The organism is Flavobacterium sp. GL_143 (genome assembly GCF_057834355.1).
In genome coordinates, this window is record NZ_CM174401.1 from 4400363 (window position 1) to 4413937 (window position 13575).

At 33.8% G+C, this 13575-nt stretch carries 8 protein-coding genes, 2 tRNA genes and 1 rRNA gene; all 11 read right to left on the bottom strand.

The window, feature by feature from the left end; all coding sequences use genetic code 11:
• Window positions 1-133: 133 nt before the first annotated feature.
• Window positions 134-207: transfer RNA gene (locus AC3IPI_RS18615), tRNA-Ala, on the bottom strand.
• A 157-nt stretch (window positions 208-364) separates the two neighbouring features.
• Window positions 365-438 (bottom strand) — tRNA-Ile (locus tag AC3IPI_RS18620).
• Between the two features lie 120 nt (window positions 439-558).
• Window positions 559-2072 (bottom strand): 16S ribosomal RNA (locus AC3IPI_RS18625).
• Between the two features lie 654 nt (window positions 2073-2726).
• Window positions 2727-3383: a hypothetical protein gene (locus AC3IPI_RS18630; protein ID WP_489154804.1), complete on the bottom strand. Its 657-nt coding sequence runs from the start codon at window positions 3381-3383 to the stop codon at window positions 2727-2729.
• A 97-nt stretch (window positions 3384-3480) separates the two neighbouring features.
• The gene (locus AC3IPI_RS18635) at window positions 3481-4845 is read right to left on the bottom strand and encodes a hypothetical protein (RefSeq protein ID WP_489154806.1); all 1365 of its coding nucleotides are present in this window, start codon (window positions 4843-4845) and stop codon (window positions 3481-3483) included.
• A 744-nt stretch (window positions 4846-5589) separates the two neighbouring features.
• On the bottom strand, window positions 5590-7806 hold the full coding sequence (gene katG, locus AC3IPI_RS18640; RefSeq protein WP_489154808.1) for a catalase/peroxidase HPI: 2217 nt from the start codon (window positions 7804-7806) through the stop codon (window positions 5590-5592).
• 267 nt (window positions 7807-8073) lie between these two features.
• Window positions 8074-8421: a hypothetical protein gene (locus AC3IPI_RS18645; RefSeq protein ID WP_489154810.1), complete on the bottom strand. Its 348-nt coding sequence runs from the start codon at window positions 8419-8421 to the stop codon at window positions 8074-8076.
• A gap of 194 nt (window positions 8422-8615) precedes the next feature.
• Window positions 8616-9557, bottom strand: a complete 942-nt coding sequence (locus tag AC3IPI_RS18650) for a hydrogen peroxide-inducible genes activator (RefSeq protein WP_039116716.1) — start codon at window positions 9555-9557, stop codon at window positions 8616-8618.
• Between the two features lie 202 nt (window positions 9558-9759).
• Window positions 9760-10410 (bottom strand): response regulator, encoded by a 651-nt coding sequence (locus AC3IPI_RS18655; RefSeq protein ID WP_489154812.1) that lies wholly within the window; start codon window positions 10408-10410, stop codon window positions 9760-9762.
• A gap of 252 nt (window positions 10411-10662) precedes the next feature.
• Window positions 10663-12603: an OmpA family protein gene (locus AC3IPI_RS18660; protein WP_489154814.1), complete on the bottom strand. Its 1941-nt coding sequence runs from the start codon at window positions 12601-12603 to the stop codon at window positions 10663-10665.
• A gap of 12 nt (window positions 12604-12615) precedes the next feature.
• Window positions 12616-13545, bottom strand: coding sequence for a PorP/SprF family type IX secretion system membrane protein (locus AC3IPI_RS18665; RefSeq protein ID WP_039116710.1), 930 nt, complete (start codon window positions 13543-13545; stop codon window positions 12616-12618).
• Window positions 13546-13575 lie beyond the last annotated feature (30 nt).

Consider the following 13575-nt stretch of genomic DNA (forward strand, 5'->3'; position numbering starts at 1 on the left):
TATCACTACTTTCAATAAAAAATGCTTTCTACTTTTTATTATTTTCTTATCTCAATATGTCAATGAACTTTATTATGCTTTAGGCTTTACGCTTTAGGCATTAAGCTTTTAGCCTACGGCTTATAGCTTTTTGTGGAGAATAACGGAGTCGAACCGTTGACCTCCTGCGTGCAAGGCAGGCGCTCTAGCCAGCTGAGCTAATCCCCCATTTTAATTAAAAATTAAAAATCGTGAATTAAAAATTATGAACTTTATCATTCTTAATCTTTCAACTTCTAAAATTTCCTTTTTTTTTTAAGTTTACAGTCTTTTCTTTTGTTTTAAATTCATAATTTATAATTATCAATTCACAACTCTAAAAAAGTAGTCCCGGGCAGACTCGAACTGCCGACCCCTACATTATCAGTGTAGTACTCTAACCAGCTGAGCTACGAGACTCTGTTTTACTTAATTGTATTATTTGAACTAACAGCAGAGTAATATAATCTTCAATTTAACCTATAGGTCAATTCGTCTTCTTTCCCTAACGTGCATAAATGCTAACATGTAGGGCTCTAGAAAGGAGGTGTTCCAGCCGCACCTTCCGGTACGGCTACCTTGTTACGACTTAGCCCTAGTTACCAGTTTTACCCTAGGCAGCTCCTTGCGGTCACCGACTTCAGGCACCCCCAGCTTCCATGGCTTGACGGGCGGTGTGTACAAGGCCCGGGAACGTATTCACCGGATCATGGCTGATATCCGATTACTAGCGATTCCAGCTTCACGGAGTCGAGTTGCAGACTCCGATCCGAACTGTGACCGGTTTTATAGATTCGCTCCTGGTCGCCCAGTGGCTGCTCTCTGTACCGGCCATTGTAGCACGTGTGTAGCCCAAGGCGTAAGGGCCGTGATGATTTGACGTCATCCCCACCTTCCTCACAGTTTGCACTGGCAGTCTTGTTAGAGTTCCCGACATGACTCGCTGGCAACTAACAACAGGGGTTGCGCTCGTTATAGGACTTAACCTGACACCTCACGGCACGAGCTGACGACAACCATGCAGCACCTTGTAAATTGTCTTGCGAAAGTTCTGTTTCCAAAACGGTCAATCTACATTTAAGCCTTGGTAAGGTTCCTCGCGTATCATCGAATTAAACCACATGCTCCACCGCTTGTGCGGGCCCCCGTCAATTCCTTTGAGTTTCATTCTTGCGAACGTACTCCCCAGGTGGGATACTTATCACTTTCGCTTAGCCACTGAAATTGCTCCCAACAGCTAGTATCCATCGTTTACGGCGTGGACTACCAGGGTATCTAATCCTGTTCGCTACCCACGCTTTCGTCCATCAGCGTCAATCAATTAGTAGTAACCTGCCTTCGCAATTGGTATTCCATGTAATCTCTAAGCATTTCACCGCTACACTACATATTCTAGTTACTTCCTAATAATTCAAGTTTAACAGTATCAATGGCCGTTCCACCGTTGAGCGATGGGCTTTCACCACTGACTTATTAAACCGCCTACGGACCCTTTAAACCCAATGATTCCGGATAACGCTTGGATCCTCCGTATTACCGCGGCTGCTGGCACGGAGTTAGCCGATCCTTATTCTTACAGTACCGTCAAGGTTCTACACGTAGAACTGTTTCTTCCTGTACAAAAGCAGTTTACAATCCATAGGACCGTCATCCTGCACGCGGCATGGCTGGATCAGGCTTGCGCCCATTGTCCAATATTCCTCACTGCTGCCTCCCGTAGGAGTCTGGTCCGTGTCTCAGTACCAGTGTGGGGGATCTCCCTCTCAGGACCCCTACCCATCGTAGCCTTGGTAAGCCGTTACCTTACCAACTAGCTAATGGGACGCATGCTCATCTTTTACCGTTGTGACTTTAATAATTGCTCGATGCCGAGCTATTATACTATGAGGTATTAATCCAAATTTCTCTGGGCTATCCCTCTGTAAAAGGTAGATTGCATACGCGTTACGCACCCGTGCGCCGGTCTCTGCTCCCGAAGAAGCATACCCCTCGACTTGCATGTGTTAAGCCTGCCGCTAGCGTTCATCCTGAGCCAGGATCAAACTCTTCATCGTATATTTTAATATTATATTCGACTAATGATTCTATCGGTTTTATTCAAATCTCTCGATTCTATTACTCTTATTTTGTTGTTTTAAGATCTCTCTTAAAACGGCTGTCAATTCAATATGTCTAGGAACGTGTTCTTCTTTTTAATGTGTCTCACTCTGTGTGACTCTCGCTTTGTTCGTTTCGTTTGTTTCTCATTGCGGGTGCAAAAGTACTCCCTTTATTTAGATTCGCAAGCCTTTTTACAGACTTTTTTGAATGTTTTTTAAAACTTTTTACTAACAACCTGATAATGTAACATTTGTATTTTATCCATTTTTTATCTTTTTAAGAATTTTCTTATTACAACTGTATTTTTCGCAATGTCACTATTAAAAAGACTGAGTTTTTCCGAATTTAGTCACTTTAATTATTGTTTCATACCTACTATATATAGGTATAGGCGATTCAGAATTTTTAAAATCTAATCCGTTCAATAAAAATAAAGCATAAAAAAACTCCATTTGTAACAATGGAGCCTCTTAACAGTCTTTACGAACCTGTTTTTTCAGGATTTGAAGCAACTGGCTAAATATACTTATTGATATTATCTCATCGTGTGCGAATTAAAAACCTATTTACGATAACTTACACGTTTTCTAAGATTGTAAAACTTTAAGCTAGTTTATATCAATTTTTTTAATTTTGAACTTTGATTGATTCAACATATAATATACTTTTTTTGTCCCACCAGTAGGTTTTAAATTTGCATCATTTTCTTTATAAATTGGAAACTCCATTACCAACATTTGTTTATCAAAGAAATAAGTGTCATGTCCCATATATCCTTCTAGTCTTCCTCCTTTTAGATATTCTTTTTCATCTAATTTTTCTTTTTCATATTCCATTAGTCTATCATCTTTGTCCGAGCCATATACATAAAAATCACCTCCACTTCCAGATCCAACAGATCGAGTAAACAAATATATCTCATCAAAACCATCGTTGTCTAAATCTTTTAGTTCTATTTTTTCAATTGGATCGATATCACTTAATTCAATGAGTTTATTTTCTTTGAATCCTTTTGTGGTAATGGTTATAGACGAAATACTTTGTCCAACTGGATGAGTTTCGGTAATAATGATAATTTTTCCTGTCTTAGTTTTAAATTCCTTGGAATCTGTATTCTTACTAATGTCTTTTGCTTCATCAATAGGTATAGACTTTCCCTCAGGATCTTTCACATAAATGTCGTCATTTGTAAAATTGAATTTATAAATTCCTGCCAGTAAAATTATTACTACAATGGCTCCAACGATCAAAATTGTTTTTTTCATTTGTTTTATTTTTTTTATGTTCTTAGATTTAAAAGATAAGTAGCCTTCGAATATCTAATCCCCTCAGTATCTACTTATACTATCTTTAATATATTAGTTAGTCGAAATATTTGTAAATATCTTCTCCTTCCTTCAGAAAAAGCCGCTTCCGCAAGCGATTTTTCCTATTCTGTATTGCCTTAGCGGTAACAAAAGTGTAATCTGCAATTTCTTTAGTTGAAAATTTAAGTTTAAGATAAAAACAAATTTTTTGTTCGGTAATCGTTAAATCGGGTTGTATGGCAATCAATTTTAAATAAAAATCAGGATACAACTCTTTAAATACAACTACAAACAATGGATCATTCTTTTTAGCCATTTCTATTACCTCATCATAAGATGTTGTTACTTTCTGTTTTAGGGATACAATTTGAGTCGCTTTTTGTTCTATTTCTTTCTTTTTTTGTTGAGTATCTAATTTTAGTTTATTTTTATAACAAAACTGCCAATAGGAAAATACCAACAAGCTAATTATAAGTAAGCCTGCAATTATTAATAAAATCATACTTCTGTTTACTAATACTTCCTTTTCAGCTTCTGCTTTTGAAACAACATAATTAGTTGCCGCAATCATACTTTTTTGTTCTGCTATTTGAGTACTGTCTTTATAAATTAATTCTAGTTTTTGATAATCAAATACTGCCTGATTTAAACCTTTTTCTTCTGCTATTTTTTTATATAATCCATAATTGTATTCTAGAATGTAATAAGTTTTTTCGCGCTTGGCCACGACAGTAGATTTGTCTAAATATGTAATTGCCCTAGCATAATCTTTCTTTTTATAATAAATTTCACCCAGATTACTTAGTACTATTTCTGTGCAACTTATGTTCTTTTTTTTATAATCTAACAATGCCACTTTAAAATAGTATTCGGCTGAATCAAGTCTACCCGCTGACATATACGTATCTCCGATATTCACCAAAGCAAAATTGGGAACTCGTGGATTCTTACTAAAATAATAGGCTGCTTTTTTATGTAACTTTATAAATTCATCAACAGTTGGTTTATTCTTGAGACCAGCTGAGAAACAAGCTTTAAAACTATACACTCTACCTAAAAAACAGTATTTTGATTTTCCTTTTAAACAATTAACTCTTGTTAAGCAATTGTCTAATTGGGAGAGTGCTAATTTATTAAGGTGCATTCTCCCATGTTGAACTGCAATAACAAAATCTGCATAAAGCAAAAGAGAATCATTTCTTATTTCTTGGGCTATCTCTTTGGATTGTTCTAGATAATTTAATGCCTTGTCAAAGTCACGAAGTTTCCCTTTACAATTCCCCATGTTTAATAAAGCGAAGCACGAACCTATACGATAGTCTTGTTTTAGTGCAATATGATATATATTTTTTGAAATTTCATAACCTTCATTTGGTGATTTTTTTAAATACTGATTTACCGAATTTAAAGTGCTATCCATTTCCTTTACAGTCAAATTTTTTCTTTGACCATAACTATTCCATAACCCAAAAACAATATAAAAAACAGTAAAATATAACCGCATATATTTTACTAATAAAAACTTATTTTGGGACATATTGTTTATTCATTTATTCTTTTTTTTATTAGGCATTCCCTCTACTTTTACTAGTTTTACTGATCGTTGAGTACTACCAATTTTATTAATGGCTTTAATTCTTACTTTATTCTCTCGATAAATCTTATTGCAAATTATTAAGTAAACTTTATAAAAAACACTCGCTATAAACTAAAGCGTTATTGTGATTTTACATCTAGTTTTAATAAAATCAATAACATGGCTAATGGTATAAAAAAAGCCTTTATTGATTGTAAAAATAGACGTGGGATACTGTTTTAGGTTAAGATTTTTGTATTTATGGTAAGTACTTTTTTTTTCGATTTAGTGGGATTTAAAACTTTTAAAAACTGGTGTTTTATCAGCATGCAAAAATAGCATCAATAAAATTATAAATTAGTAGAACTGTGAACGATTGCTCTGTAGACTTTGTACTACAGGAATATTCCTCACAAATTAATTATTGTTTTAACCTTACTTTTCAATCAAATCGAACAAGAATTGATTAATCCCAATCTTTTATTGAGATTTATTATCTAAAAAAGAACAGCCCTAAGGCTGTTTCTTTTCTTCATTCTATACTTAATAACTTTTTATTTATAATGGTTATCTGTACGATATACTACATTATAGCAGATCAAAGCGATCTAGATTCATTACTTTAGTCCATGCTGCAACAAAGTCAGTAACAAATTGTTTCTGAACATCTGCACTAGCATAAACTTCGGCTAGAGCTCTAAGTTCTGAATTAGAACCAAATACAAGATCTGCACGTGTACCTGTCCATTTCACTTTCCCAGTTGTATAGTCATGTCCGTTATATTCTTCTTTATCCTCGGAAACTGCTTTCCAAACTGTACCAATATCTAGCAGATTTACAAAGAAATCATTAGTTAATACTTCGGGACGTTCTGTAAAAACACCTTTTTTAGAACCATCAAAATTGGAATCTAATACACGCATTCCTCCTACAAGTACAGTTAATTCGGGTGCTGTAAGTGTTAATAATTGTGCTTTGTCTATCAATAAAGTCTCAGTTGCAACAGCGTATTTATTTTTTTTATAGTTTCGGAAACCATCCGCTATTGGTTCCAGGAATCCAAATGATTCTACATCCGTTTGTTCTTGTGTAGCATCCATACGACCTGGAGCAAAAGGAACATTAATGTTGCTTCCAGCATCTTTGGCCGCTTTTTCTACTCCTGCACTACCCGCTAATACAATAATATCGGCAAGAGAAACTTTTTTAGTATTAGATTGTGTCTGATTAAATTCTCTTTGGATACCTTCCAACACATTTAATACTTTTTGCAGCTTCACAGGATTATTTACTTCCCAATCTTTTTGAGGAGCTAGTCGAATTCGTGCACCATTAGCCCCACCTCTTTTATCTGAACCTCTAAATGTTGAAGCTGAAGCCCATGCGGTAGATACAAGTTCTGATATGCTTAATCCGGTAGCTAATACTTTTGCTTTAAGCAATGTAATATCACTTTCGTTTATCAAGTCATGGTCAACTCTTGGGATTGGATCTTGCCAAAGCAACTCTTCCTTAGGTACATCTGTTCCAAGATATAAAGCACGTGGTCCCATATCACGATGGGTTAATTTAAACCATGCTCTGGCAAATGCATCTGCAAACTGATCAGGATTTTCTAGAAAGCGACGTGATATTTTTTCATATTCAGGATCTAATCTTAAAGACAAGTCGGTAGTTAACATCGTTGGAAGATGTTTTTTTGAACTATCATAGGCATCAGGTATAAAAGCTTCAGCATTTTTTGCTACCCACTGATGTGCGCCTGCTGGACTTTTGGAAAGTTCCCATTCAAAACCGAAAAGATTTTCAAAGAAATTATTACTCCATTGAGTCGGTGTCTTTGTCCAGGTTACTTCTAAACCACTTGAGATTGTATCTGCACCTTTTCCAGAACCAAAACTATTCTTCCATCCAAAACCTTGCGTTTCAAGACTCTCAGATTCCGGATCTCCTCCTACATGTTCGGTTGGTGCTGCTCCGTGTGTTTTACCAAAAGTGTGACCTCCTGCAATAAGAGCAACTGTTTCTTCATCATTCATTGCCATTCGTCCAAAAGTATCGCGAATATCTTTAGCTGCTGCTATTGGATCAGGTTGTCCTTCTGGTCCTTCTGGATTAACATAAATCAAACCCATTTGGACTGCTGCAAGTGGTTTTTCCAGATTACGAGTACTATTACTATCTGCATATCTTTCATCACCAGCTAACCATGTCTTTTCAGACCCCCAATATATATCTTGTTCTGGTTCCCATACATCTGTACGACCACCTGCAAAGCCAAATGTTTTGAATCCCATAGATTCCAGTGCAACATTACCTGTAAGTATCATCAAATCTGCCCATGAAATTTTTCTTCCATACTTTTGTTTGATAGGCCAAAGTAATCTTCGGGCTTTATCAAGGTTTACGTTATCGGGCCAACTATTAAGCGGAGCGAAACGCTGTTGTCCTGCTCCTGCACCACCACGACCATCACCTACTCTATACGTACCTGCGCTATGCCATGCCATACGAATAAACAAACCTCCATAATGTCCAAAATCTGCTGGCCACCAATCTTGTGAATCAGTCATAAGAAAATGAAGATCTTTTTTTAGGGCTTCTAAATCTAGACTTTTAAAAGCTTCGGCATATTCGAAGTCTTCGCCCATCGGGTTTGATAAAGAAGAATGTTGGCGTAGTATATTAACTTTTAATTGATTTGGCCACCAGTCTTGATTTTTTGTGCCTCCATTCGCAATACTTTGCTCTTTGCTTGAGTTGTGGAATGGACACTTACTAATATCATTTGAATTATTTTCCATTTTTTTAATGAATTTATTATTGATAACTACATTTTATAAACATAAAGGATACCCATAAAACAGCGAATTAAAGTATTTATTTTAAGATATTATTAAAATACAAATCATCTCTACTTATTTTGTAAGACCCAGTAAACAAGTTGTTTGCAAATTTACAAAACAAGTATATCTAAATCAAACTGGTATTTTCTATGATAATATAGTTAAAAACTAATAGTTAATCAATAGTCTAAAAATGAGATATTAGTATTCTTTGATGGCTTGTTGTTATCTATAAAGAAAAGATTGAAAATCATTTACTAGTTCTTTTTTAGGTTTAGAAATATCAATGAAATTTACTCCGCAATTATTGTCAAACTTATCAAATACTCCTTTAGAACTACAAACGACAATAGGAAGTCCTTGGTCATGTATTTTAATAAAGTCTAATAAATCATTCTCGGAATAAATTACAAAAAAAATAAATGAGTAATCACTTTTACTGTTATCAAAATCGCTAATAAAATTAAATTTTTTATAAACTTCAAAATCTATTCTTTTTCCAAATTCTTTTTTTAAAAATCTAGAATAACCATGCTGATTATCATACACTAATACCTGTTTTGATTCCATCATTTATTATTTAAACGTTACATCTATTTAACTTATTCTTCTCCATGTACTTTCTTTTCCTGAATTTGTTTTTTTTCAGTTTTGTTATAAACTGTCATTAGTAATAATCCAGAAATGGCTATTAAAGTTTTTCAATGACAATTCATACACGTTTATTTTATTTATTATTTTGTGTTATTCAGATTATAACAAAGTGACTATTGTTTTACTGGAATAATAGACATATTTTTCTTCAATAACATGGTGTCGGGAATAGTCTCAAGGATGGATTTTTTTAATGCCTCAATCAGTCTTTTTTTTACAAAATGATTGTAATAAACTAATCCTATTTCCCTAACTGGGTATGGGGATACAAAACGGCTAATTTTGTTCTTTTGTTCTTTATTTAACGCTAGTACTGTTAACTCAGGGAGGATAGTTGTACCCATATTCAAATCTACCATTTGCTTGAGGGTTTCGATACTACCCGACTGATAATCTATTTTTAGATCTGAAGCGCCTTTGGTTCTTAATTCACATAAATTTACAATCTGGTTTCTAAGGCAATGCCCCTCTTCCAGCAGTAACAATTTATTAGGATTTATATCTTCCGGAACAATGTATTTTTTCTTAGCCGAAGCAGCATTCAAATCACCATAATGATAGAATTCTTCATAAAATAAGGTTTCTTCTTTTAAACCTTTATCTAATAATGGAATTGCCAATATGGCTACATCTATTGAGCCATCCTTCAATTTCTCCTGAATTTTTTCGGTAGTCAACTCATTAATGACCAACTTAACTTCTTTATAGTTTGCCATAAAATCTTTTATAAAAAGAGGTAATAAATATGGAGCTAGTGATGGTATAATTCCTATTCGGAGATCTCCCCTCACCTCACCTGTTTCTTCACGTATTATCTCTTTTATCCTGTTGGTTTCCTGCAAAGCAATTTTTGCCTGCTCTATTATTTTCATGCCAATGTCTGTAGGTCGAACTGGTTGCTTACTCCTGTCGAATAAGATGACATTGAGTTCATCTTCCAGTTTTTTAATCATTCCGCTTAAGGTCGCTTGTGTAATGAAACAGGCTTCTGATGCTTTTAAGAAATGGCGATGTTTATCTAATGAAACTATGTATTCTAATTGCTGTATATTCACTGTGTTAGATTTTATCTATATAATAATTAAATTTATTAGCTTACGTATATAAGTCTGCAAATATACTTTTGTCTTTTTAAAGATGAAACTTTATAAAAACAACAACAAATCATTACAAAATCACTCATTACTAATTCATTAAAACAAATTAGATAAATAATGAATTCATAATTCTGTATGATTTTTTTTGAATAGAAATTAACTAATTTACTACATCTGAATATTGCAAAAAGAGCTTTATTAAACTAGCCAAATTATCTATTTCTAATTTTTTAAAAATTCTAAATTTGTAAGTACTAATAGTGTTTGATTTTATTTTTAGGTATGCCATTATTTCTAAATTTCCATACCCATCGACTAGTAAACGAGCAATTTCAAGTTCTCTGTTAGATAAAAGATCTAGTGGATTAACTGGTTTTTTTGAGATGCAAGACTCTAAAATTTTATTTTTTAAACTAGGTGTGATAAACTTACCTGAAAAAATCATTGCATTTAAGGCATTTTTTATTTCTTCTTCTGAGCTTTCCTTGCTTAGAAACCCAGATGCTCCAGCGTTTAAATATCGCATCGCATACGAATCCTCATCACAGATTGAGAATATTAAAATATTTACATTGGGCTGAATTGTTTTTATTTCTTTTAAAATATTCAGGCTACTGCCTTCTGGAAAATTCACATCCAGAATTAATAAATCAACTTTAGTTTCTGTAAGGGTTTTAATAATATCGCTAAATTTTTTTGTTTGATAAACTAAAGCGTTTGAGAATGATTCTTTTATAATTAGAGAAAGTCCATGCCGGACTACACAATGACGATCAGCAACTACAAAACAAAAATTATTTGATTGTTTCATTTTAGGTTAAATATATTTACTTTGAAAAGGGGAAAATGTTATTGTAAAGAGAATAACGGCTCTATTTGTATTTTCAATTTAAAGATTTGACTAATACTAAAATAAATATGACAATTACAAACCAAATTTAAGAAGAAGGGAATCAGCTGTAATAATAATTAAAATCATTATCCTAAATCGCCTATCCCTTCTAAATATTTATGCCATCATTTATTGAAATAAATGCAATTTTAATAGTGTAACATTATTTCACTATTGCATCGAAACAATAACAAACTCACTGCGTCTATTAGCCTGATGCTCTTCTTCGGTACATTTTACCCCATCAGAACAATGGTTTACCAATTGCGATTCGCCATAACCTTTTCCTGTTAGCCTGCTTGAAGAAATTCCGTTTTTCACTAACCATGCGATAGTAGATTTGGCTCTTCTGTTTGATAATGCAATATTGTATTTAAATGTTGCACGACTATCGGTATGCGAACGAACATCGATTTTCATCTTTGGATATTGTTGCATTACAGCAAGTACTTTCTCTAGTTCGAAGGCTGCTTCTTTGCGAATAAATGACTTATCTAAATCAAAATAGATAATAGGTATATTTAAGGTTTTTGCTAAATCTGTACCTACATCTATAGGTTTGATTCGTTGCTCTAACTGCAATGATAGCACCGTTTTTCCCGTTGCATTATTTATCGTAATTCTTTCTTCCTTAGTTTCATAGTCTTTTTTCTCTGCTCGTACTGAATATATTTTTCCGCACACTACATCAAATTTATAACTTCCTTTATCATCGGTTGTTGTGGTAGTTATTAACTCCATTTTCTCGTTGTACAAGCTTACTTTTGAGTCTGCAAGGACAGCACCAGTTTCACGATCTGTTATAATTCCGGATAATAATTGCTCACAAATTAGTTTACGCATTTCTAAAAAACGATAAATATCATCATATCCTTTACCACCACTTCGATTGGAAGAGAAAAATCCATTTCGATTTTTGCTATCTATCAAAAAAGCAAAATCATCCTGAGAACTGTTTATTGGAGCGCCTACATTTTGAACCTCGCCAAAGCTGTTGTCATTTCCTATCTTAGATACAAATACATCCAAACCTCCAAGCCCGGGATGTCCATCACTTGCAAAATAAAGCTCATTATCTCCAGATATAAATGGGAAGCTTTCTCTTCCTTCAGTATTAATAGTCTTTCCTAAATTCATTGGAACACCATAACTGCCATCGCTGTTGATTTTTACACTAAACAAATCTGACTGCCCTAATGTACCTGGCATATCTGAGGCAAAGTATAATGTCTTCTCATCTAAACTTAATGCAGGATGTGCAACGCTATAGTCATTACTATTAAAAGGTAATTCGGTTACATTGCCCCACTGATTATCCGTTAGCGTTGCTTTGTATAATTTTAATAGTGTTATACTCTTGTTGTCTTTTCCTTTTTTATTGTTCAAATAATTGTTTCGGGTAAAGTACATCGTTTGACCATCATTTGTAAATACTGGTGTTGACTCATGAAATTTTGAATTTATTTTTTTACTAAAGCGCTCAGGTTTCCCCATTTCTCCTCCAGCTTTTATTTCAGAAGTATATATATCAGTAAACGATTGATTGGTCCAGCTAAACACTTTCTTAGAAACTCCTCCTGTATCTCTTGCTGAGGCAAAAACTAATTTATTGTCTAAAAATGAACTCCCATAATCTGAAGATGCAGAATTAATACCGAGATCAGCTATATCAAAACGACCTGAATTGGCTGTAATTATTTCCAGATAATTTTTATTATTCTCATATAATTTAGCTCTTAGGTCATTGCCTGATTTCTTATTAAATTCCTCTAACATCATGTTTGCTTTGGCATAATTACCTACAGACTTGAGTGTTTGAGAATAACGATAATAATATTCAGGTTCCTGGTTTGGGTTCATAGCAAAAAGTTCACCATACCATTTTTCAGCTTGGGGTAATTCAGCATTAAAGTAATAAGCATTACCAAGCTTTTGAAACATTTTTTCATCTTTGTAACCTTTCTCGGCTACACGCTCATAGATGGCAATAGCATCGACATAGGCATATCTTTCATATTTCTTGTCGGCCGCAACTATTCCTGCTTTTTGTCCATAGCTATGTAAAGCCAGAACGCTAAAAATGGTGCTATAAAGTAGAGTTTTTATTTTCATAATAGTAGTAGTTTAGAAGAATCTTGGAGATATCATTTTATCATATTTATTGAACAATTCATATCGCAAAAAGATTTCATGTGATCCTGAATTGTAATTTCCTAATCGGGTGGTGTCTAAATCATATGCATACCCGATAAACCAAGAATTGCTTACCTGAAATCCTACCATGGCGCTTAATGCAGCACTCCATCTATAAGCAACACCTGCAACAAATTTTTCATTGATTAAAAAATTTCCTGATACATCTACTTGCAAAGGAGCTCCTTGTACGTATTTGGTTAGCAAAGAAGGTTTGAATTTTACATTATAGCTTAAATCAAATACATGACCTGCAATTAAATACAAATTCATATTTTCTTTAGCCACATGACTATTAGATCCTGCATCAGCATATCTGTCAAAATGTTTGGTCTCCAACAATTGTGGTGCCGACAAACCAACATAAGTATTATCTGAATGCAAATAGACTCCTGCTCCAATATTAGGCGAAAATTTATTATCAATGTTGGTTTCAAAAACATAGTCATTTTTATCGTATTGATTCAACTTGGTGAAATCAACATTCAATAAATTAGCTGTTCCTTTTATTCCAAAAGATAATTTATAACGCTCTGATGTATGAATAGTATACGAAACATCTAAAGCAATATTATTTTCGTCTGATGGGCCAATTCTGTCATTAACAACTGAAACTCCTATTCCTAAATTAGTTCCATTTATTGGGGTATTTATCGATGCTGAATTAGTTACTGGTGCACCATCCAGTCCTACCCATTGTGAACGATGCAAAGCAAAAATACTCATTACTCCTCTTGATCCTGCATAGGCCGGATTGACGTTTATAGTATTATACATATACTGTGTATACTGTGCGTCTTGTTGTCCATAACTTGCGATTGTTGCCAGTAGCAAAACAAATCTTAATATTATTTTTTTCATCTGTTTTTTTATTTAAATCCCTGAGAAGAA